This window comes from Novosphingobium sp. PP1Y (assembly GCF_000253255.1).
GTDB lineage: Bacteria > Pseudomonadota > Alphaproteobacteria > Sphingomonadales > Sphingomonadaceae > Novosphingobium.
The window spans coordinates 2,111,657-2,132,380 of record NC_015580.1; the positions used below are offsets into that span (position 1 = coordinate 2,111,657).

The window sequence follows — 20,724 nt, forward strand, 5'->3', positions numbered from 1 at the left end:
ATTCGAAAGGCGCCGGTATCTGCGCGTCCTTCTCTCTTTCCGGCCCGGTGGTGGCCTTTTCGGGACTTGGTCAATCAGGAGGTGCTGCGGCTTCTTCCGAACTTGAGATAGGCCAGGATCATCTCGCTGAGTTCGTGAAGCATCATGCTCCAATCACTATGGTTTGACTCAGGGTCGATGGACTCGAGGCTCAACTGGCGGACCAGCGTGGAAAAGGCGATGTGGAAAGCCATGGCGGCCTTCGTGTCCGCATCGCCAGAGATCTCTCCGCGAAAGCGGCTCAGGTCGCAAGCGAGCGATTCGGTCGATTCCCGGTGACGCCGGTTACCGGAGTGGGACACTTCATGGTCGACGGTTGCGCGCCGCATGGCAAGCCGCAGCATAAGCGAATTCTTGCGCAGGATGTCTGAGAACGCGCGGACGTAGGCTGGAATATACGCGTCAAGGTTCGCTGAATTATTCAGCGCTTCGGCAAAGGCGCGGTTCTCGTCATCGGCCATGACCGCCAGTTCGCGTTCGATCACGGCGCGGACCAGTTCGTCCTTGCCTGCGAAGCGATGATAGATCGAGCCGGTCGACACCTTGCCGATATTGCTGACTTCCTGAAGCGTGAAGTCCTCGCCGCCACGCTCGATCATGAGTTTCCTTGCTGCGGTCAGCATGCGGTCCAGAGAAGCCTGGCTGCGCGGTTGCATTGGCTGGCGGGACTCGGACTGGCTTGCCGAAAGCGCGTGTTCGGACTTGGCTGTCCCGGCCTTCGGAGCGATCGCCGCCAGTTTCATGTTGGGCTTTGGTTTGCTCATGTTGTCCCTGTCATCGAGCCCAGTCGCCTGCCGTTCTTGAATGGCGACCTGATTTTGAGCGAGGCAACCGTTTGCTCGGGTGAACTAAAGCAGATCCGAGGATGCGCAAGGATCGCAGCCCGATCCTTGCTGTCGTGTGGGCTGCATCTGCCATATTCATCGCTGGTCATTCGATCCATTTCGGCAACGGTACTTTGACGCATCCCGTCTCTTGCGCATCTACAGAATCGTATTCTGGTTCTATCAAGGTGCAAGCGGTATGGGAAACGTTGGGCAGATCGAGAAGAAAGCGCTGGAAAGATGAGGTCAAGGCCGATCCGGGGCCAGGCCAGGCCAGGCGCCGCAGAGTCGGGCAGCCATCGGGCGCAGTAATATCGGGAAACGAAAGACCCGCCGTCTGCTGATGCAAACGGCGGGTCTTTATCATGTCGGTGTCGATCAACCTCAGAAGCGGTTGACGTAGTTCTCGCACCATTCCTGACGGCCGGACTTCGGCTCAGGTGCGCGATTGGAATGGACCGCGATATCGGCGATAGAAGCAAGGGTGGCGTCGGGCGCATGGATCTTGCGGCCAAGCTCACCCTTCCAACCTGCGTAGCGATCCGCGCGGAAGGCCTCCAGGCGGCCATCCTCGATCATGGCAGCGGCGCGCAGGAAAGCCCTGGCGATCGTGTCGACGCCGCCGATGTGGCCATGCAACAGGTCTGCCGCGTCGATCGACTGGCGACGCACCTTGGCATCGAAGTTGAAACCGCCGGTGGTGAAGCCGCCGGCGCGGATCACTTCGAGCATGGCGAGCGTCAGTTCTTCCACCGAGTTGGGGAACTGGTCGGTATCCCAGCCATTCTGCGGGTCGCCGCGGTTGGCGTCGATGGAGCCGAAAATGCCCAGCGCGCGCGCCATTGCCAGTTCATGCTCGAAGGTGTGGCCCGAAAGCGTCGCGTGGTTTGCCTCGATGTTGACCTTGACCTCGTTCTCGAGGCCGAAGCGCTTGAGAAATGCATAAACGGTCTGCGTGTCGAAGTCGTACTGGTGCTTGGTCGGCTCGTGCGGCTTGGGCTCGATCAGGATGGTTCCGGTAAAGCCGATGCGGTGCTTGTGGTCGACCACAAGCTGCAGGAAGCGGCCGAAGTTCTCCTGCTCGATGCCGATCTCGGTGTTGAGGATCGTGTCGTAGCCTTCGCGGCCGCCCCACAGGACGTAGTTGGAACCGCCGAGGCGATGGGTGGCTTCCAGCGCATCTCGCACCTGCATGGCCGCCCAGGTGTAGACTTCCGGATCGGGATTGGTCGCAGCGCCCGCCATGTAGCGCGCATGGCCGAAGAGATTGGCAGTGCCCCATAGCAGCTTGCGGCCGTGCCTGGCCTGCAGTTCCTCGAGATGATCGACGGCTTCGGCGAAGCTGGCGCGGAAGCTGGTGGCGTCCTCGGCGTCCGCCATCACGTCCACGTCGTGGAAGCAGTAGAAGGGCAGGTCGAGTTTCTCGACGAAGGCAAGCGCGGCTTCGCGTTTGGCACGCGCGGCCTTGGCGTCGTTCGGGCCGGCGTGCCAGGGACGGGTGAACGTGCCCGCGCCGAAAACGTCGCTGCCCGGCCAGCAGAAGGTGTGCCAGAAGCAGACGGCGAAGCGCAGGTGATCTTCGAGCCGCTTGCCCATGACCATGCGGTCCTTGTCGTACCAGCGATAGGCAAGGTCGTTCGTGCTTTCCGGGCCTTCGTAACGGACCGTGTCGAACTCGGCGAAGTATTCGGCAGACATCCTTCTTATTCCTTTCACAGTTCTCGAACTGCCGCATAGGCGCGGCGGAATTTCTCAAGCTTGGGTGCCAGGCGCTCGGCCAGCAGCGGATCGGGTGCGATGGCGTCGATGACGGCTGGGCGCACGCACGCCTGGGCTGCCGAAGCGCCGGTCGCGGCCATCATCGCGAGCTTGGCCGCGCCCAGCGCAGGACCGACTTCGCCGCCGTCAAGATATTCGAGCCGCACGTCGAGTGCAGCGGCGAGGATCGAACCCCAGTAGCGGGACCTTGCGCCGCCGCCGATGACCGACAGTGACGAAACATGCGTCCCCGCTTCGCGCAGTGCAGCAAGACCGTCGGCATGGGCGAAGGCCACGCCTTCCAGCACTGCCGCGGCCAGGCGCGATTGGTCGGTCCCGTTGTCCGCGCGAAGGAATGCACCGCGCACATGCGGGTCATTATGCGGCGTTCGCTCGCCCGAAAGATAGGGGAGGAACAGTTCCGGGCCGTTCGCCGCGCCGGCCCGCTCGGCAAGGGAGAACAGGTCGGCCGGTGCATCCAGCCCCATCAGGCGCGCGGCCCAATCGACACAGGATGCGGCGGAGAGGTGGACGCTCATCTGGTGCCACATGTCCGGCAGGCAGTGACAGAAGGCATGCACCGCCTGCCCGGGATTGGGACGAAACTGCTGCGTCGCCACGAAAATCACGCCCGAGGTGCCGAGCGAGAGCAGAGCATCGCCGTCCGAAATCATCCCGATCCCTGCAGCGCCGCCGGCATTGTCGCTGGCGCCTGCCGCGACGGGAACGCTGTCCATGCCCCACCGCGAAGCAATCTCGGGGCGCAACTGCCCGGTCACTTCGCTGCCCTCGAACAAATTGGGCATATGTTCGCGCGAAAGGCCTGTGGCCGAAAGGAGAGCATCGCTCCAGTCGCGCCGGGCAACATCGAGCCAGAGGGTGCCAGCAGCATCGGACATGTCAGTCGCCTTCTCGCCAGTCATGACGAGGCGGACGTAATCCTTGGGCAGGAGGACCGAGCGGACTTCGGCAAAGATCCGGGGTTCGTGGCGGCGCACCCATTGAAGTTTGGGAGCGGTAAATCCCGGCATCATCAGGTTGCCCCCGATGCGCCGCGAATCCGGTTCGGCCGCCTCCAGGTCTTCGCATTCCTGGAAGCTGCGACCGTCGTTCCAGAGGATGGCAGGACGCAGCGGGCGATCGTCGGCGCCGAGCATTGTCGCTCCATGCATCTGCCCGGCCAGTCCGATGGCCTGGGCCTTGGCGCGAAGTGGCGCCGAAAGCCCCAGCACGGCAGCCTCGGTAGCGGCCCACCAGTCGTCGGGTGATTGTTCCGACCACAGCGGCTGCGGACGCGAGACTGTCAGCGGGGCAGACGCCTGGTCGCGCACGGTTCCCGCCGTGTCGATGAGCACCGCCTTTACGCCGGACGTGCCGATGTCAATTCCCAGAAACATGCCCTGAACAACTCTCCCATCCGATTCACGATCGATCATTCTAGTCCTGCAGATAGCGCTACCATAACCCCTAAGGCAAGAGACTAAGGGCATTGTGAGCGGCGATCGGATCAGGTTGCTGAATTGCGGGTGCTATTTGCGGCGGGTTCCCGCGCACTGCATTGCAGCGCGCTTGTCGGCGCCTTGCGGACTGCACAGGGACGGGGCGCCAAACCGGAGAGGCGCGGGGAGGCTGGGCGGCGTGAGGCCGCGAAGGTCGCGCGAGGTGGAGGACGATTCTGCCGGTTACGGATCCGCAAGTGTGCCGGACCGCGAGCAACTCTTCACCTGACGGATAGTGTGACAACATTTTTACATGCGCGGGCGATGCTGAGAGATAGTCCGGCCATGGACATCTCTCGACCCGCAGCCGCCAGTTCCGCGAAACCGCGCGCCGAGGGGAGCGAGCCGGAACGCCTGCCTTTCGGGGTGTGCCTGGGTTTCGGAGTCGGCTCTTTCGGCGTGTCGATCATGCTCAACGTCGTGACGATCTTCTTCCCGGTCCTGATGACGACCATTCTTGGCCAATCTGCGGCGCTTGCCGGAGTGCTGCTTACGGTCTCCAAGCTCTACGACATCATGGCCGATATTCTGATCGGCGTAGCCAGCGATCGCACCAGGAGCCGCATGGGCCGCCGCCGCCCCTACCTGCTCGCCGGCGCGATCATCGGTGCGGTTTCGCTGCTGATGGTTTTCGCGCCGCCTGCGCTCACGGGTGTGGGGCTGACGGTGTATATGGCCGTGGCCCTGGTCATCTACTCGACCGGATATTCGCTCTTCGCTGTGCCTTACGTGGCCATGGCGGGCGAGATGACCGACGGTTACCATGAGCGAACCCGCCTGCTGTCCTTCCGTACCTTTTTCATTGCCATCGGTCAGCTGACTTCGGCTGCCGTCATGGCGATGATCGTCGAGTGGGGCGGGGGGGGCGGACCCGGATATGCCTGGATGGGCGCAGCGGCCGCCTCGCTCGTCTTCACGACCATGGTGATTTCCTTTGTCGGCACCCGCAAGGCCAAGCGCGTCGAACGGGACGTAAGGACCAGTGTACCGGCGAAGGAGCAATGGCTCTCGTTGCTGCGTAATCGATCCTTCGTTCAGCTGATGACCGCCAAGATGTTCCTCTATCTCGCCATTTCGGTGATCAGCACCACGAAGTTGCTGTTTCTGCTCAACGTGCTCAAGGTCGGTTACCAGGGGCTGGTCCACCTCACCTTGTCGCAGAATATCACTGCCATGATTGTCGTACCGTTCTGGACCTGGTGCGGACGTCGCTTTGGCAAGACCGCTTCGTACCAGGCCGCGATCCTTTGTCTTGCCCTGCTTTACGCAAGCTATGCGTTCACCGCTGAGGGCATTACCGTAACCGAACTCTGGATCCGCGGTACGATCAACGGAATAGGCGCGGCCGGAGTCACCCTGATGGGCATTTCGATGTTACCGGATGTCATGGAGTACGACCGCAAACTTACCGGTCAACGCCGTGAAGGGGTCTATTCCAGTATCTACGCCTTCATGGAAAAGGTTGCCTTTGCCGTTGGTCCTGGCCTGATGGGGCTGCTCTTTGCAGCCGCCGGCTATACTGCGACCAAGGGCGGAGCGCTTGTCGCGCAATCACACTCCACGGTCCTTGCGCTGTATGCAGGGATCGCCGTCCTTCCGGCCCTGTTGGCGTTTTCCAGCTTTCTTGCGATGTCGCGTTACAAGCTGGACGAGAGGGCGCTGGCTGACATGCCCGAATATACTGTACAGGCCTGAGCCCGTTCCCCGGCAAAGCCTGGCGGCGCGCGTCAGTCCACGTCTAGAAAGTCCTGCAGGAGCCGCGCGATCTCTGGGGCGGCGAAGGTGAACATGCCATGGGCGGTGCCTGGCAGTTCTCGGTAGATGCAGTGAGGAAAGCAATCGCGGTTCAACCGGGTCAGTTCCCACAGGTCGTCCTGCGCATTGATGAGAAGGACCGGCTGGCGCACCTTGCGCGCGGCTGCTTTCAAGTCGTGGTTATAGACCGCTCGGTAGCCTGCAGGTCCGTCCGCTGCGCGCAGGTTCTCCGTCACCGAACGCTGGCGCCATTCAGGATCGGCACGCGCATCGCTCAGTTGCGCAACCGTGTTCCACATGCGGGAGAGATGCGATCCGTCTTCGCAAACGGTCTTGAACGGTGCAAGGCTGCGCAGTTTCGCCGCGCGGGCCTCGGCATCGTAGGCGGCAATCGAGAACAGCGCGATCTTGCCGATCCGTTCGGGTTGCGCCACTGCCATTTGCACGGCGGTCGAGGACCCGGTGTGGTAGCCTGCTACGTCGAGGCATTCGCCCGCAAGAAGAGCATCGGCCAGTGCCAGCATCGCTTCGGCATAGCCTTCGATGGAAGGTCTTTCGTGCGGAGGGTCGCTGGCGCCATAGCCAGGCGTGTCCGGTGCGATGACGGTCCGCCCCTGCGCCGCCAACAGGGGCATGATCGTTTCGTAGATCCAGCCGCTTTTCGGAGTCGGGTGGAACAGCATGAGGGGGCGCCGGGTCGGCTCTTGCGGAATGCAGATGCGATAGTGCAGCTGGCCGGGACCGACCTGCGCATAGGCGCGCCTGACCGGGATGTCAGGCCGCCGCGCCATAGGGCGTGGCTGGTCGCACGCGCAGGGAAACGTCACAGTTCGTCAACGGTTCGGCGCCGTTGGCGGTGACAAGGATCTGGTCTTCGACATGGAGGTTGCCCCAGCCGATTTCGTAATAGGGCATGTCGAGCGAGAAGATCATGTTTTCTTCGAACACGAATTCGCCATTGCCGCCGGGGAGGGTGGGGCCGATCGGGATCATGTGGTCGGAATGTTCCAGGCCGATGCTGTGCGGTGTGGCGAAGAAGAATCCCTCGAAGCCGCCCTTGCGCACGGCTTCGATTACCGTCGATGTCACCTCGTTTGCGGTTATGCCGGGACGAATCGTCTTGAGCAGGGTTTCGCAGCCGATTTCCAGCGCTTTCACGCGCTCCACGACATCGGGGCGCGGGCTCCCGCAAACCGCAACGCGACCGAGATCTCCATGGTAGTTCTGGTATTCGCACAGGCCGTCGAACGTGATCGTCTCGGTTTCCAGTACGCCGCCAAGGTTATTGTTGGTCCCGTGCTGTCCGGTGGCCAGATACAGGCCGCGTCCGCCGCGCCTGGCGATTTCGACGTTGTAGATGCGTTCCAGCTCGGTGCGCGGCATTCCCACCCGCAGTGAATCGATAACGGCCTCCAGCGCTTCCTCGTTCATCCGGGCGACCTGCCGCATCAGTTCGATTTCGCGCGGGGTCTTGACCATGCGGATTTCGCGGAAAAGAGTGGTCGCCTCGCTGATCATTACGCCGGGCAAGCCAATTTCATGCAGCCATGGCCCGATGCGTGGATCGTCGGAACCGATCCGAGCGCTTTCAAGTCCGGCTTCCTGCAAGCCCTTCTTCAGAGCATAAAGTGCATTGACCGATGCCTTGCCGCGATGCGCCTCCATGTAGGCCAGGTATTCCTTGTCGCGCGGGCTCAACGTGTCGTGCGAGATCGGCCATTTCATCCCGTATTCAATCGCTTCGGGATCTTCGACGTCCGGATCGAAATCGCGCCTGTCCTGGTATATCGGGTGGACGTAGGGCATCCGATTTTCCATCCAGGTCGCGGCCGGGTTATGGAAGAAGCGCAAGTGCTCGACGCCGGTGACGATCAGGGCGGATGGCTTGCTCTCGTCGCGTGTCAGCACCGCGTAGTTGTAGAACGAGCGGCGCATGCGCATCAGCGCCCCCCAATAGTCCGAGAGATAGTACACGTTGATCGGAGCGACGGCGACGAGAGCGTCGAGCCCTTCGCGGTCCATGATCCGGTTGGCGCGTTCGCGGTTGAGCAGCATTGTCTTTCCCTTCGCACTGGTCGGTCAGGTGATGCGTCCATTGCGGGTAACGGGGCAGGGCTGCCGCGCCGATTATCTGCACAGTGAGCAATTCGGGTGCTCACTGCTACGCGGCCTGTTGTCAGGAGGCAGATTGGGCCTGCGCATGAGACACGGAGGATGACACAGGCATCTCGGCCCCGTGGCGACGGTTTCGAAGAGCTTCATGCCATCGCCCGCCGCCATTCCGCGCTCGGCCATTTCGCGCTTGGCCATTCCGCGCTTGGCCATGTCAGCGCCAGGCTGGAATCCGGAAGGACTGAACGCGCGGGAACCCGGCTTCAGTCGAGTGTCGCCGCGATGGCCGCGGCCTTGCCTTGCGGACTGGTTTCGACTTCGACGACTTGCGCGCCGCGGACCGAAGCAGCGAGCTTGCGGAGCTTTTCCTTGAGTACGGGCAGTTCCGCCTGGCCGTCGAGGAACGTGGCCTGGGTTTCCAACAGCGGCAGGCGCTCGCTGGCGCGATAGGCGAAGGCGGCGCGGTAGGACTTGTGGTAGCTGCTGATGCTCTTGAGCAGTTCGACGACCCGCTCGTGCATTTCCTGGCCGCCGGGAACGGCGCGGGTCATCAACCGATGCTCGGGATCGCGCAGGAACCAGGGGTAGTGGAGCGCCTGATCGCGGATGAAGTTGAAAGCCCAGATCAGGTGCTCACCATATTCGCCGGGCGTGACTTCGGGCGCATATCGGTCGAGCAGGAGCGCGCGCATTTCTTCGTCGTAATCGCCGATGCCATCGAAAACCACGTGGCTGATCCGTCGCGGTGCCTGGAGCGCACATTCCGCGGCAATGCGGGCGCCGGTGTGGGTGCCGTAGATCGCGACACGGTCGATCCCGAGCCTGTCGAGAAACGCGAGCAGACGGTCTGCGAAATAGGAGATTTCGGGCTCATCCGGAGCGGGCGGCGCGCTATCGCCATTGCCCAGCGTATCGGGGGCGATCAGGCGCAGGTCCGGCTTGGCACCTGTAAGCGCGGCCATGAGGGGCTCGAGCCCACGCGATGAGCCCGGAGAGGCGTGGAGCATCAGCAGGACCGGGCCATCGGCGATGCCGGCATGGCGATAATGTACCAGCCCTTCATCGATCCGGGCAAAGGCGCGATCGACTTGCGCCATCATTGCGGCTTGACGCCAGAGGCGAGGAACCACGAACGAAACACTCCCTTGCTCACCTGGTCGAAAGATCCTGGCGAAGCGTCGCGCACAGCGTCCTGGAAGCCGGTTTCGATATCGATGAAACCCGCGCGAGTCAGTTGCGCAGCGTAGTCGGCGCTGATTGCGACTTTCCAGTTGGGCTCGTTATTGTATTCGTGTTCGATCTCGCCACGCACTTTCGTCCATAGCGGCACACTGTCGTATCGTTGGGGCACCTCGAGATGTGCGACGATACCGCCGGGTTTCAGCAGGCGGGCACATTCGGCCATGATCGCCTCGATGCCGGCAGGGCTTGTCTCGTGCAGAACGACGCAAGTGAAGACGCAGTCGAAGCTTTCGTCTTCGTAGGGGGCTCTTTCGGCATTGCCCTGCGTGAAGTGAATGTCGACGTCCAGATATGCGGCCCGCGCGTGGGCATAGCGCAACATCGAGGCGCCGACGTCGAGCGCGTGAACTTCGGCCTGTGGAAATGCCTTTGCAAGCGGGACGGCCGAGGCACCGATCCCGCAACCCAGTTCGAGGATGCGCTTGGGGGCGCGGCCGGGCCAGCGTGTCTTGAGGTGCGAGGCGAGTGTCCATCCGCGCCCGTCGTTGAGAAGACCGCCGTTGCGCCCGAGCATGTAGACCGCTCCGCCGCGATCCATCAGCGCTCCTTGGGCGACGCCTTCGATGTCCGCACCGTAACCGCCCGGCATGAGATGTACGTCGCGATCAGCCAGGTACTCGGGTTGTTTGGTCTGCGGATCGAGGGTCAACGAACCGCGGACCGGTGCCGATCGCGCCGCTGCGTCGAGGTCGCCTCTCTGCCTGTCCACGCTTGCTCCGACAAGCGACCAGAGCAGTTCCTGGCTGGCCCTGCGCAAGGAAAGGTAGCCGCCGAAGCTCTCGCTTTCCTGCAGCAGCCGGTATGTCGTTTCCGCACGGGAATTGTGGCCTTCGCCCGGATCGAGGCATTCGGCGCTCTTGGCAATCGAGGGCTCCAGTGTGCCGGCGATGTAGGTCTTCAGGTCGCGCACGAAGAGCTGTTCGGCCCTTTCGTCATGATTGGTGCGCGCAAGCATTGCATGGCCTTCAGTCATGGGGCGATCCTTTCCGGGCTTGCTCGGCCTCGCGTGCGGCTGCATCGCGCAGGGGATGCATCACCTTGGCGATGAGATCCGCGCGCAGACCGTCGCGACGTTCTGCGTCGTTTTCGTTCGGTTCGAAATGCTCAACCGAATCCGCATCGAGCATGCCAGACGCTTCGAGCAGGACTTCGAGTGTATCGATACGCTCACGCATCGCCGCAACCTGTGAGGTAAGCGCCACGATCATGCCGAGCAGGCGGTCTTCTCCCTGGCTCATGCCCGGGACGGCGAGGCGGCGTTGGTACGGTCGGTCCATGGATGTCAGTCTCCCGCAGTTGGTTCGCCGCGAAGGGTCATCGTGCGCTCGTCCAGCGGATAGAAACGCATCGCAACGATGCTCAAGACCAGGAAGGCGGTCGAAAAGATACTGTAGCACAGTGCAATGCCAAGGACCGCGCTTTGCGGCTGAGCAACCGTGATGCCGCCCTTGGCTTCGATATAGCCGAACAGGCCGAGGATGATGCCGGTCAGCGAGGCGCCGATCGCCTGCCCCAGCTTCTCGACCATGATGTAGAGCCCCGCGAAGCTGCCCTCGATGCGATTGCCGGTGCGCAGATACTGGAACTGCATGGTATCCGGCAACATCGACTGGCTGATCATCACGATTCCGCCGTTGCCGAGGCCGGCCAGCAGGCCGATGGCGATCACCATCCATTCCGGCGTGCCGTGGCCGAGCGGGAACCACATGATCCAGACGCAAGCCGTGAACACGCCGCCGAAAGTGTAGGCCGTACGCTTGCCGACCCGCCGGGCCAACCATAACCAGCCCGGCTGCGCGATCACCGTCCCGATGGTGAGGGTGAGATAGATCGTGCCGAGCCATTCGTCGGACATGCCCAGGCTGCGTTGCACGAAGAACGGGGCCGATGCGGTATGCAGCGCCGCAGCGCTCAGGAGCATCAGCTTGGCGATCTGGAGGATGACGAAGGGCCGGTTGCGCGACGCAAGCTTGAGCTGTTGGCGGTAGGGAATGTGCTTGCGCGCATCGACTGGCCGCAGGCGCGCCCGCGAAGTCATGAAGAAGCAGCCCATCAGGATCGCGAATATCACGATGCCCATGATCACGCCCATCGCGCGGTGACCGGCCAGACCGCCGCCAAAATAGGCAATCAGCGAGGCCGTCGCAAACCCCCCCAGCATGTTGCCAAGCGATCCGTTGACGACGCGAAACGACATCAGCTTCGATCGTTCATGTGCGTTGTCGGTCATTTCGGCCGGCATCGTCATGTAGGGTACGGCAAAGATCGCATAGGACGTTGCGTGGAGCAGCAGCAGTCCCGCCAGCATGGTAATCGCAGCGCCCTCGGTAGGCACAACCGGCATGTTGAAAGCGAGCATGAAGATCAGCCCGCAGCCGAATGCACCTGCCATCAGGAAGGGGCGCCGGCGGCCCCAGCGCGAATTGAAGCGGTCGCTCCACGAACCGATCAGGGGATCGGCTACGGCGTCATAGATCTTGGCCAGTGCGAAGATCGTTCCCGCGACCTCGGCGGGGACGGCCATGTAGTCGGTCATGAAGCGTAGCAGGAGATAGCTGCCCACCATGTATGCGGTGATGCCGAGCGTCCCCAGACCCCATCCGAAGTAGATGCCAAGGGGCAGCGGCGCCGCCTGATCCTGCTGCCCGAAAGTGGCCTCGTGCTTCATTGCATAATTTCCATCGCTTCCGGTTAGGCCATCACGGCGCCCACTGGCATAGAGGCCTTGCCGCCCTATCCACGCTGCGGATAATGACTGCGGCTGCGCGTTGTAGCGGGCAAGATCCCACCTAGACCCGGGGCCGTACATCAGCAGCAAAGAGTCCGGATCATGCTACTCAATCGCGAACGTGCCAATCAGGTCATGGACCGTCACGGGTTGGACGGACTCGTGGCCGCCTTTCGCGAGAATATCTACTATCTTTCCGACTATTGGGGCACGATGTTCCTCATGTCGCGCAACTACACGCTCTACGCGTTGCTGCCGCGCGACGAGAATGCTCCGGCGGCATTGGTGATGCCGGGAACCGGAGTCTATCACCTCGAACATTGTCCGACCTGGATGCCCAACGTCGCGACTTTCATCACGCGCGTCGCGCCCAAGACACAGGCGCGCGACTACGAGTTTTCAACCGAAGAACTCGATCTGGACCAGGTCGTCTCGGCAGATACGATCGACAGGAACACGCCGCTTACGCCCTTTCCCACGCGCGAGAATGCAGCGATGGCACCGCGTGACCGGCAATTGCTCGATCGCTATGCCGCGCACCAGGGAAGCTCCGAGACGACTGCGACGCGCGCGTTGGCCCGCGCCATTCGCGAAGCTGGACTGGCCGACAAGCGCCTGGGCTTCGACGATCCGCGCGTGCTCGGCTGGCTCCACGAGATCGGTCTTGAAGACCTTGAGGGCATGGACGCTCTCAACGTATTCAAGGAGATCCGTATGGTGAAGAGTCCTGCGGAGATCGAACTTCTGCGCACTGCAGGCCGGGTCGGGGAGACCGTCCTGAACGGCGTGATCGACCGGATGGAAGTGGGCATGCCGCTCGAGGCGCTCTCGGACATCCATGCCCGCCTTGCTGCAGAACACGGCTGCCGTTCGGAGTGGATCATCGCCAACATCCGCGGCCTCGCAACCGGGAAAGTGGAAGCAGGCGAACTCATCAAGCTCGACAGCGTGACCAGCTACAAGCAGTATCGCGGCGATGTCGGACGTTCAGTGCTGTTCGGTGAGCCGGACGCGGAGATGCTGCGGCGTTTCGAGGCGGTCAATCGCGGGCTGCAGGTCGCCTATGAGAACATCCGGCCGGGCAAGACCTTCAAGGAAATCGTCGACCTCACGCTCAAGACCGTTCACGCGGAGGGTTTCCCCGGCTTCGTCATCGCCGGGCCGCATAGCGTCGGCCTCGAGCATACCGATCATCCGGTCTCGGTAGGGGCCGAGATGCCGGGCCATCATCACCTCACGTTCGAGGAGAACATGGTCTTCACGCTGGACATGCCCTACCACGAATTCGGTTGGGGCACGACGCATGTCGAGGACATGATGATCGTTCGCAAGGATGGCTGCGAGGCGATTACTTCGATGGATACCGCCTTGCGGGTAAAGCCGGTCTAGGCTGTTCCGGGCACCATTGCGCGGTCCAGTCCGGGCCGCGGCCATGCAAGGCTGACGATCCGCCCGGTGCTGGAGAGGCAGGCGAGGACCTCGCGTCGATCCTCTCCTGCGAAGGCCAGGGCGGTCACTGCAAAATCGGGCAGGGCGATGAGCGCCTGCAAGATCCCACCCGGTGAAACCACCGCGATCCCCCCTGGCCTGACGCAGCCGATCAGCGTGGTTCCATCCTCGTCGCACACGATATTGTCGAGGATCATCGCTCCCGGCAGCCGCGCGAAGACCGCAGCCGGCCCCAGCGTGTCGCCGCGCGCCGGCAACTTGAGTACCGTGCGCGCCTTGGACAGGACGACGAGCAGATCGCCATCGGGCGTACGGCAAAGGCCGTTCGGGGCATCGAGCGGGTGGAGCACTCGCTCGATGCGGCTTCCATCCAGCCGTGCATGATAAAGCGCACCGGGGTCCTGGCCTGTAGGGCGCAACTTGCCGGTATCGGTGAACCAGAAGCCACCGAGGCCGTCGAGGATGAGATCGTTCGGGCCGTTGAGCGCAGCGCCGTCGCACTGCGTATAGAGTGATTCTACTGCACCGTCCGGCGCGACCCGCACGATGCGGCCGGGGGCGAGGTCGGCAGGTAATCCGGCAACACGCAAGCCTTGCTCCGTCCGGCGAAAGGCGATGCCCCCGTTGTCTGCCACGAGGACCGATCCGTCCGGCAGCAGCGCCGCGCCGTTTGGCCCGGGGCCCGGGCGGGCCGTGATCTCCTGCCTTCCCCTCCTGTCGATGCGCAGCAGGGTTCCGCCGGCAATCTCGACGCAGCCGATTGCGCCGTCGGGATATGTGAACAGGCCTTCGGGGAACTTGAGCCCCTTCGCTATCGTCCTGACCCCGTCTGGCAGAGCTTCCCGCGCAAGACCGCGCCGGGACGCGCCTGCGGCGGCAAGCAGGCAAGCTGTCCTTGCCAGCACCGATCTGCGGGTCAGCGAACGGACGCCTGCCCGCGCTTGTGCACATGATCCAAGGAAGCGTCCTGTCATCGCGGTATCCTAGCAGCCTGGGGGCTCGCTTGAGGAGGAGGGCAGCGTCCCTCTCCACCCTGTGGACATTCTATGGCTTCGTCCCGCGCAGATCCGATGTCAGCGAGTAGGGTAGGCGGCGGCGTCAGCGCCATCAGATCAGGAGATTGCGATACGATGCCACGCGGCACGAAAATGGCCAGTGACACGCGCACCGCGAAGGAGATCTTCGAAAGCGTCATGGCCGATCCGCAACGCGCCCGCTTCGGCTTTGGGCGCAAGCTGGCAGTGGTCAATGTCGACTTCCAGAATGCCTACACGCGGATCGACGAGTTCAGCACCGCTTACGAAGCCGATCCGCGGCAGATCGAATTCACCAATCAGATTTCCCACCTCGCTCGTGAATGCGCGATGCCGGTGGTCTGGACGCAAGTGGCTTACATGGGAACCGGCGCCGATGCCGGGATCTGGGGACGGCGGACCAATACGCCTGACAGTCTCGAGAACATCAAGCGCGGCAGCAGGCGTCACGACTTCGATGTGCGCTGCGAGATAGATCCGTCGGTCGATGCGATCTTCGACAAGCGCATGCCAAGCGCATTCTTCGAAACGCCGCTGGGAAGTTATCTCACGTCGCACGATGTCGACACCGTGGTCGTTACCGGTGGCTCCACTTCGGGCTGTGTTCGCGCTACTGCAGTCGACGCGCTGAGCCGGGGGTACCGGACGATCGTTCCGATCGAGACCTGTGCCGACAAGCACGAGAGTTTCCACTATGCGAACCTTACCGATCTGCAGCTGAAATATGCCGATGTCCTGCCGGTCAGCGAGGTGATCGAATGGCTTGAGTCGCGGTAGCCGGTCGATCCGTTTGCTCCGTGAGCCGAGAAAATCGGCCGCGGCGCCGGGCTTTCCCGCCGATGAAATGAAGAAACTGTAAGGGTTTTATCCGCCAGGCGATCAAAGGGCTATAAGTTTATCCGCATGGCATTCAGAAATGCGGAATATCCGCAGCATGAACAATGACAAACCGATCCGCGCCCTCAGTCGAGGTTTGGCTGTCCTTCAGGCCATCAACCGAGGCGGTTCGCTGACCCTCATGCAGATCGCCCGGGCTTCACAGGTTCCCTATCCCACGGCGAGCCGCCTGGTTCATTCGCTCATGCACGAAGGACTGATCGAGCAGGAGCCCGACCGCAAGCGCTACCGGCCGACCGCATTGGTCCAGACGCTCTCCAACGGATTCCAGGGCGACGGCATCCTCATCCAGGCGGCCCGGCCTCATATCATCGACCTGACGCGGCGCGTGGGCTGGCCGATCACGCTTTCGACCCGGGTCGGCCATTCGATGGTCATTCGCGATTCCACGCATTCGATCACGGCGCTGACCTTCAATACCTATCATCCGGGCTATTCGATGCCGATACTGGAGGCCGCTGCAGGTCACGCGACGCTCGCCTACATGAGCGATGAGGACCGCGAGCAACTGCTGGAAAGCATGAAGCTCTTGCCTAAGATCGAGTCCCCGGGAATCCTCGAGATGTTTCAGAAGGAGGAACTGGCCAGCCGTATTCGCGCGGAGGGTTACGCGGCTCGCATGTTCAATCAGTTCACGGCCAATCCGGGCAAGACATCGTCGATTGCAGTGCCGATCCTGCGTGATGCAGAGGTTGTCGGCGCACTGACCCTCGCCTTTTTTGTCAGGGCCGCGAAGATGGATCAGGCTGAAGCCAGCTTTGTTCGGCCCTTGCAGGAAACGGCCACGAATATTGCACAATCGCTGTGCGATGTAGAGACAAGGCATTGAATTCTTTGTCATAAGGATGACGCATTTACAGCTTTTTGCGTCGTAGTTTTTTCTCGCGCAGTGGATAGTGTGCGCTTGCAGGCTGGGGTCATGGCAAACTTTGCATCACACTAAATAAATAAATCAAGAAAATGTGGGGCAGGGCGAAGCACTTGCTATGGCGTTGATGAGGGCATCTAACATGACTGGCAATTACTTGAAAATTATCAAGAGTGGACTTAAGGTTACTACGGCACTTGTTGCGGTATGTGCCGGATCTTCGGCGATCGCGCAGACTGCGGGTTCCGGTGACAAAGCGTCCGCGGAAACCGAATTCTCGGGTGACATTGTGGTCACCGCGCGAAAGCGCGACGAAAGCATTCTCGACGTTCCGCTGTCTATCTCTGCGATCAGCGGTGAAGGTCTCGAAGCCAGGGGTGTGCAGGGTTTCAATGAACTCAATGATTTCGTGCCTGGCCTGCGCTACCAGAACAGTTCCGCCAACCGCAATGATCGCGGTTTCAGCACTTTCTCCATGCGTGGCATGTATCCGGGCGATTCTCCGAACCGGCAGGGCGTAACCGTATTCGTCGATGGCGTCGCCATCCCGACCGGCGCCGTTCCGGGCCTCGGCGATGTTGAGCGTGTCGAGGTCGTCAAGGGGCCGCAGAGCGCATATTTCGGCCGTTCGACGTTTGCCGGCGCGATCAATTTCGTGACCCGCGCACCTTCGCTCGAGGAATGGGGCGGCAAGATTGATGCCTCCTACGCAAGCTTCGATACGCTTACGCTCAATGCCTCCGTGGAAGCCCCGGTGGTCAAGGGCGTGCTGGGGGTGCGCGTCGGTGGTTATTACTACAAGACGGATGGCGCCTACGACAACTTCGGCTACCCGGGCAAGGCGGGCTCGCGCGAAACCCGCGCCGCATCGCTGGCCATCAACTTCCAGCCCACCGACCGCCTGAACGTTCGCCTGTACGGCACGATGTGGGAAGATTCCGACGGTGCATCGGCACAGGCCCTGCTTGCGGAGGACCATTACAACTGCAATCCCGGCGGAACGGGTCGGGCGGTTGACGGCAACAACTATATCTGCGGTGGTGTCGGTTCGGCCCCGAAGCAGTGGATTTCGCAGAACACCCTGCTCGGTGGTCTCACCGATTATTCGCTCATTACAGACAACGGCGTTCTCAAGGATGGTTTCATCGATCATCTCGGTCTCGAGCGTGAAGCCTACCAGATCATCGGCTCCTTCAATTACGACCTCGACGATTACGCGATCTCGGGCAACTTCGGGCACAACAAAAACGACTGGGGCGCGCTGACCGAGACTTATAACAGGCCGGACCCCAGTTATTTCCGTGCGGTCTATCTGCCCTATAACATCGACAATACCTCGGCCGAGTTGCGCTTCGGCACTTCGGGGAAAGGGCCTCTGCAGTTCCTTGTGGGCGCGAACTACTACGAGGAAGGCATTTACTTTGGCGTTCGTGCTGACATCAACGGCACATTCATCAATCTCGGAAGCCCGACAAATTACGATGCAAGGACGACGGGTATCTTCGGTTCGCTCAGCTACGATTTCGGTCAGATCGTCACGATCAGTGCCGAAGGCCGCTACCAGTGGGACGAAGTTCACCATTACAACATAGCCGCGGATGCCAAGAAGACCTTCAAGTCCTTCAGTCCGCGCCTGATCGCGAACTTCCACGTGACGCCCGACGTCGATGTCTATGCATCGTATTCGCGCGGCACCCGCCCGGGCACATTCAATACCAACTTCTTCTCCCTGCCGCAGACCACGATAGATGCCGTTCTTGCGGTTCAGGACGTCCCGCTTGCAGTGCCTGAAGAGAAGCTCACCAACTTCGAAGCTGGCGTTAAAGGCGAATTCTTCGACAAGCGCCTGCGGCTTCTGGCCTCCGCCTATTACATGAAATGGCGCGGTCGTCAGATCAATCAGAACATTCCCTATACCATCGACGTCGGCGGCACGCCCACGCTGCAGACGACGACCGTCACTCTCGCTAACGGTTCGACCGATCTTTACGGTCTCGAACTTGAAGCAACGGTGCGAGCCAGTAACTACCTCACGATCGAGGGCACGTTCAACTGGGCAGGAAGCGAGATCAAGTATACCGACTGCGCAGAATGCGTGTTCATCACCGGCAATCGCAATCCGGTAGGTAACCTTATGCCGCGTTACGCAGAGTTCAGCGGATCGGCCTCGGTCTCCTATGATCGCCCGATCAATGCGACCTGGGACGGCTTTGCCCGCCTCGACTACACCTACACCGGACGGATGTACGCGACCGAAGCGAACCTTGCCTATACCGATCCGGCAAACCGCTTCAATCTGCGCGGTGGCTTGCGCAGCGAGCACTACTCGGTCGAACTTTTTGTCACTAACCTGTTCGATGACAAGACGCCAACCAACATCCTGCGCAGCTCCAACCCGCGTCTTGGAGCCGGTGAAGGCCAGAATACGCTGATCGTGGCGCCGCCGCAGCCCCGCACCTTCGGGGTCAAGGGCTCCTACAAGTTCTGATCAATACGTTTGTCAGCAAGCTGGCAGGGGAAGGGGGCGATCGCGCGTTGCGGTCGCTCCTTTTTCGTGTGCCATGCCAGACAGTCTCCAAGGGCAGATGGTGTGCCGCTGAAAGCAATGCGCATCGGAGCGGAGAGGGCAGGGTGAAGAAGCCCTCCGCAACGGCTACCCGTCCCGATAACCTGCGCGCCAGTTCCTGGCACCGGCTATAGGGTGACCGAACAAGGTGGCGCACGGCGTTGATTGCCTCGCGAAAATCTACCTCGCATGGTCGGGAATCAGCGCCTTGGTTTGGGCATCGACAGCGCTAGGCGATCCCATTCCTCGCCAATAAGGTCGCTGGGTCGGGTGTTTGACGCTTTGCAGCCGAGGTGTTGCACGATAATCGGGGGCGATGATGAACATACCCTGGGACCAGCCTGCGACGCTGATCGATCTGGACGGCAAAACGCCGGTCATTGGAACGATCCTGGAATGCGTGATGCACTTCTCGCTCTTCAAGCCTTTCGCCAAGGAACAAGCGCGCATCCTGTTGACACGACCGGTGTTCAGAACAGGTCAGAAGACACGAACATGGGTCCTCAACCCTGATGAGATCGAATTGCTCGTCCAGCGCATGACCGATGAAAAAGGTACCGGCCAGTAGCTACGTCAGCAGCCACGGGCTGGCGCAGGTTCAATTAGCAATATGTTGATGAGCCTGAACATGACCAGGACGAGCCCGATCCTATGCTGTCGTCGCGCCAGGCGATTCTGCGGTGGCGAAACTGGAGCTTCACCGAGGCTGATCTGCGGTACGCGTTCTGTGCCCGTGACGCTGACAGGGCAGGACTCGCAGAAAGCTGCTGGCTGGGGCGGCAGGATTCGAACCTGCGAATGCCGGTACCAAAAACCGGTGCCTTACCACTTGGCGACGCCCCAGCAGGGAATGCGCGCTTAGCGGCTAATGTTCGGGCTGAAAAGGGGCCAATCGCATGTTTCGGACAATTGGCCCCCCGCCATGCGATCAGGCGGAAAGGACCGCGTCGATATCGGCAGCGCTGTGGCGTTCGCTTACGAAGCCTTCGCTGTTGCGGTTGACGATGCGGCCGCGCTGGACTCCCTTGCGGTTGCCCACTTCCTCGCCCCAGCGCACGACATTCTTGTAACTGGGAATGTCCAGGAAGGTTGCTCCGTCGTCATAGGCGTCACCGCGAAGGAATGCGCCGAACCAGCCGTAAGTGGCGATGTCCGCGATCGTGTACTCGTCCCCGGCGAGGTAGCGGTTCTCGGCAAGGCGCCGGTCCGCGACATCGAAGATCCGCTTCGTTTCCATGGCATAACGGTTGATCGGGTACTCGTACTTCTCGGGCGCATAAGCGTAGAAGTGCCCGAAGCCGCCGCCGATCACCGGGGCCGTGGACATCTGCCACATCAGCCATGACATGCACTCGGCGCGCGCGGCAGGTGCGGTGGGAAGGAATTTGCCGAATTTCTCGGCGAGGTGGACGAGGATCGCGCCCGATTCGAAGATGCGGATCGGCTCATCGCCCGAGCAGTCGAGCAGAGCAGGGATCTTCGAATTCGGATTGATCGAGACGAATCCCGATCCGAACTGGTCGCCATCGCCGATCGAGATCAGCCAGGCATCGTACTCCGCATCGCTTATGCCTGCCGCGAGCAGTTCCTCGAACATGATCGTGACTTTCTGGCCATTGGGCGTGCCCAGCGAATAGAGCTGGAACGGGTGCTGGCCGCGCGGCAGTTCCTTGTCGTGCGTGGGCCCGGCGATCGGGCGATTGGTCTTGGCCCATTGGCCGCCGTTTTCCGCATCCCATGTCCAGACTTTCGGCGGCGTGTAGGTGAGATCGGTCATGCGGGGGGCATCCTGTTTCGCTGTAAGGGATAGGGGCACAGGCCCGGTAGGTAAGATCGGCCCTGTCCGGGGACAAGGTCCTGCACGGCAGGGCGTCGGTTCGGAGCGGACGATTGCTCGTCCAACGAGAAAAGGCCCGGCAGCGCCATGCGTTGCCGGGCCTTTTCGCGAAATCC

18 protein-coding genes and 1 tRNA gene are annotated in these 20,724 nt (G+C 61.6%); 6 read left to right on the top strand and 13 right to left on the bottom strand.

The genetic code is table 11. The annotated features are described in order from the left end of the window. Positions 1 to 74: 74 nt before the first annotated feature. From PP1Y_RS16135 to xylB, 4 genes are all read right to left on the bottom strand, one after another. Positions 75 to 803 (bottom strand): TetR/AcrR family transcriptional regulator, encoded by a 729-nt coding sequence (locus PP1Y_RS16135; protein ID WP_083835210.1) that lies wholly within the window; start codon positions 801 to 803, stop codon positions 75 to 77. Between the two features lie 166 nt (positions 804 to 969). Further along, positions 970 to 1,245 (bottom strand): hypothetical protein, encoded by a 276-nt coding sequence (locus tag PP1Y_RS16140; protein WP_041558923.1) that lies wholly within the window; start codon positions 1,243 to 1,245, stop codon positions 970 to 972. A 2-nt stretch (positions 1,246 to 1,247) separates the two neighbouring features. Next, a complete protein-coding gene (gene xylA, locus PP1Y_RS16145; protein ID WP_013833185.1) occupies positions 1,248 to 2,561 on the bottom strand; it encodes a xylose isomerase in 1,314 nt (437 codons plus the stop codon). 14 nt (positions 2,562 to 2,575) lie between these two features. Next, positions 2,576 to 4,018 (bottom strand): xylulokinase, encoded by a 1,443-nt coding sequence (xylB, locus tag PP1Y_RS16150; protein ID WP_013833186.1) that lies wholly within the window; start codon positions 4,016 to 4,018, stop codon positions 2,576 to 2,578. A gap of 387 nt (positions 4,019 to 4,405) precedes the next feature. Here xylB and PP1Y_RS16155 point away from each other — a divergent pair, with 387 nt between their 5' ends. Further along, on the top strand, positions 4,406 to 5,815 hold the full coding sequence (locus PP1Y_RS16155) for an MFS transporter (protein WP_013833187.1): 1,410 nt from the start codon (positions 4,406 to 4,408) through the stop codon (positions 5,813 to 5,815). Between the two features lie 32 nt (positions 5,816 to 5,847). Here the strand turns inward: PP1Y_RS16155 and PP1Y_RS16160 are convergent, their stop codons facing one another. The 6 genes from PP1Y_RS16160 to PP1Y_RS16185 all read right to left on the bottom strand — a co-directional run bounded on the left by PP1Y_RS16160 (position 5,848) and on the right by PP1Y_RS16185 (position 11,897). Continuing rightward, on the bottom strand, positions 5,848 to 6,666 hold the full coding sequence (locus tag PP1Y_RS16160) for an alpha/beta fold hydrolase (protein WP_013833188.1): 819 nt from the start codon (positions 6,664 to 6,666) through the stop codon (positions 5,848 to 5,850). Further along, positions 6,650 to 7,930 (bottom strand): M24 family metallopeptidase, encoded by a 1,281-nt coding sequence (locus tag PP1Y_RS16165; protein ID WP_013833189.1) that lies wholly within the window; start codon positions 7,928 to 7,930, stop codon positions 6,650 to 6,652. Before PP1Y_RS16165 ends, PP1Y_RS16160 begins: the two co-directional genes overlap by 17 nt. A gap of 320 nt (positions 7,931 to 8,250) precedes the next feature. Continuing rightward, a complete protein-coding gene (locus PP1Y_RS16170) occupies positions 8,251 to 9,087 on the bottom strand; it encodes an alpha/beta fold hydrolase (RefSeq protein ID WP_051010046.1) in 837 nt (278 codons plus the stop codon). Next, positions 9,084 to 10,202, bottom strand: coding sequence for a class I SAM-dependent methyltransferase (locus PP1Y_RS16175; protein ID WP_051010047.1), 1,119 nt, complete (start codon positions 10,200 to 10,202; stop codon positions 9,084 to 9,086). The genes PP1Y_RS16170 and PP1Y_RS16175 overlap by 4 nt, the downstream gene beginning before the upstream one ends. Then, entirely contained in the window at positions 10,195 to 10,506 is a 312-nt protein-coding gene (locus tag PP1Y_RS16180) for a hypothetical protein (protein ID WP_083835213.1), read from the bottom strand. The genes PP1Y_RS16175 and PP1Y_RS16180 overlap by 8 nt, the downstream gene beginning before the upstream one ends. A 5-nt stretch (positions 10,507 to 10,511) precedes the next feature. After that, positions 10,512 to 11,897 carry an MFS transporter gene (locus tag PP1Y_RS16185; RefSeq protein WP_013833193.1) on the bottom strand — a complete coding sequence of 462 codons (1,386 nt, stop codon included), beginning with the start codon at positions 11,895 to 11,897 and terminating at the stop codon, positions 10,512 to 10,514. Positions 11,898 to 12,059: 162 nt separating this feature from the next. Here PP1Y_RS16185 and PP1Y_RS16190 point away from each other — a divergent pair, with 162 nt between their 5' ends. Beyond that, on the top strand, positions 12,060 to 13,346 hold the full coding sequence (locus tag PP1Y_RS16190; protein WP_013833194.1) for a Xaa-Pro peptidase family protein: 1,287 nt from the start codon (positions 12,060 to 12,062) through the stop codon (positions 13,344 to 13,346). Here the strand turns inward: PP1Y_RS16190 and PP1Y_RS16195 are convergent. Continuing rightward, complete coding sequence (locus PP1Y_RS16195; RefSeq protein ID WP_013833195.1) at positions 13,343 to 14,380, bottom strand: SMP-30/gluconolactonase/LRE family protein; 1,038 nt, start codon at positions 14,378 to 14,380, stop codon at positions 13,343 to 13,345. The genes PP1Y_RS16190 and PP1Y_RS16195 overlap by 4 nt on opposite strands. Positions 14,381 to 14,536: 156 nt before the next feature. On the opposite strand from PP1Y_RS16195, the gene PP1Y_RS16200 reads away from it, so the two are divergent. The 4 genes from PP1Y_RS16200 (at position 14,537) to PP1Y_RS16215 (ending at position 19,339) form a co-directional block, all read left to right on the top strand. Beyond that, positions 14,537 to 15,217: an isochorismatase family protein gene (locus PP1Y_RS16200; protein ID WP_013833196.1), complete on the top strand. Its 681-nt coding sequence runs from the start codon at positions 14,537 to 14,539 to the stop codon at positions 15,215 to 15,217. A gap of 157 nt (positions 15,218 to 15,374) precedes the next feature. Beyond that, on the top strand, positions 15,375 to 16,166 hold the full coding sequence (locus tag PP1Y_RS16205; RefSeq protein ID WP_041559360.1) for a helix-turn-helix domain-containing protein: 792 nt from the start codon (positions 15,375 to 15,377) through the stop codon (positions 16,164 to 16,166). Positions 16,167 to 16,347: 181 nt separating this feature from the next. Beyond that, the gene (locus PP1Y_RS16210) at positions 16,348 to 18,693 is read left to right on the top strand and encodes a TonB-dependent receptor (RefSeq protein ID WP_013833198.1); all 2,346 of its coding nucleotides are present in this window, start codon (positions 16,348 to 16,350) and stop codon (positions 18,691 to 18,693) included. 394 nt (positions 18,694 to 19,087) lie between these two features. Beyond that, positions 19,088 to 19,339, top strand: a complete 252-nt coding sequence (locus PP1Y_RS16215; protein WP_041558926.1) for a hypothetical protein — start codon at positions 19,088 to 19,090, stop codon at positions 19,337 to 19,339. Between the two features lie 200 nt (positions 19,340 to 19,539). Here PP1Y_RS16215 and PP1Y_RS16220 read toward each other — a convergent pair. Together PP1Y_RS16220 and yghU are read right to left on the bottom strand one after the other, a co-directional pair. After that, positions 19,540 to 19,614, bottom strand: a tRNA-Gln gene (locus PP1Y_RS16220). 85 nt (positions 19,615 to 19,699) lie between these two features. Then, complete coding sequence (gene yghU / locus PP1Y_RS16225; RefSeq protein WP_013833200.1) at positions 19,700 to 20,548, bottom strand: glutathione-dependent disulfide-bond oxidoreductase; 849 nt, start codon at positions 20,546 to 20,548, stop codon at positions 19,700 to 19,702. Positions 20,549 to 20,724: the final 176 nt, after the last annotated feature.

What these genes read in the sequence shown, in the direction of transcription:
- PP1Y_RS16200 (WP_013833196.1), top strand. Translation starts at nt 14,537, where the DNA reads ATGCCACGCGGCACGAAAATGGCCAGTGACACGCGCACCGCGAAGGAG.
- xylA (WP_013833185.1), bottom strand. Translation starts at nt 2,561, where the DNA reads ATGTCTGCCGAATACTTCGCCGAGTTCGACACGGTCCGTTACGAAGGC.
- PP1Y_RS16160 (WP_013833188.1), bottom strand. Translation starts at nt 6,666, where the DNA reads ATGGCGCGGCGGCCTGACATCCCGGTCAGGCGCGCCTATGCGCAGGTC.
- PP1Y_RS16175 (WP_051010047.1), bottom strand. Translation starts at nt 10,202, where the DNA reads ATGACTGAAGGCCATGCAATGCTTGCGCGCACCAATCATGACGAAAGG.
- PP1Y_RS16165 (WP_013833189.1), bottom strand. Translation starts at nt 7,930, where the DNA reads ATGCTGCTCAACCGCGAACGCGCCAACCGGATCATGGACCGCGAAGGG.
- PP1Y_RS16155 (WP_013833187.1), top strand. Translation starts at nt 4,406, where the DNA reads ATGGACATCTCTCGACCCGCAGCCGCCAGTTCCGCGAAACCGCGCGCC.
- xylB (WP_013833186.1), bottom strand. Translation starts at nt 4,018, where the DNA reads ATGTTTCTGGGAATTGACATCGGCACGTCCGGCGTAAAGGCGGTGCTC.
- PP1Y_RS16190 (WP_013833194.1), top strand. Translation starts at nt 12,060, where the DNA reads ATGCTACTCAATCGCGAACGTGCCAATCAGGTCATGGACCGTCACGGG.
- PP1Y_RS16205 (WP_041559360.1), top strand. Translation starts at nt 15,375, where the DNA reads ATGAACAATGACAAACCGATCCGCGCCCTCAGTCGAGGTTTGGCTGTC.
- PP1Y_RS16210 (WP_013833198.1), top strand. Translation starts at nt 16,348, where the DNA reads ATGACTGGCAATTACTTGAAAATTATCAAGAGTGGACTTAAGGTTACT.
- PP1Y_RS16170 (WP_051010046.1), bottom strand. Translation starts at nt 9,087, where the DNA reads ATGATGGCGCAAGTCGATCGCGCCTTTGCCCGGATCGATGAAGGGCTG.
- PP1Y_RS16135 (WP_083835210.1), bottom strand. Translation starts at nt 803, where the DNA reads ATGAGCAAACCAAAGCCCAACATGAAACTGGCGGCGATCGCTCCGAAG.
- PP1Y_RS16195 (WP_013833195.1), bottom strand. Translation starts at nt 14,380, where the DNA reads ATGACAGGACGCTTCCTTGGATCATGTGCACAAGCGCGGGCAGGCGTC.
- PP1Y_RS16185 (WP_013833193.1), bottom strand. Translation starts at nt 11,897, where the DNA reads ATGAAGCACGAGGCCACTTTCGGGCAGCAGGATCAGGCGGCGCCGCTG.
- PP1Y_RS16180 (WP_083835213.1), bottom strand. Translation starts at nt 10,506, where the DNA reads ATGGACCGACCGTACCAACGCCGCCTCGCCGTCCCGGGCATGAGCCAG.
- yghU (WP_013833200.1), bottom strand. Translation starts at nt 20,548, where the DNA reads ATGACCGATCTCACCTACACGCCGCCGAAAGTCTGGACATGGGATGCG.
- PP1Y_RS16215 (WP_041558926.1), top strand. Translation starts at nt 19,088, where the DNA reads ATGATGAACATACCCTGGGACCAGCCTGCGACGCTGATCGATCTGGAC.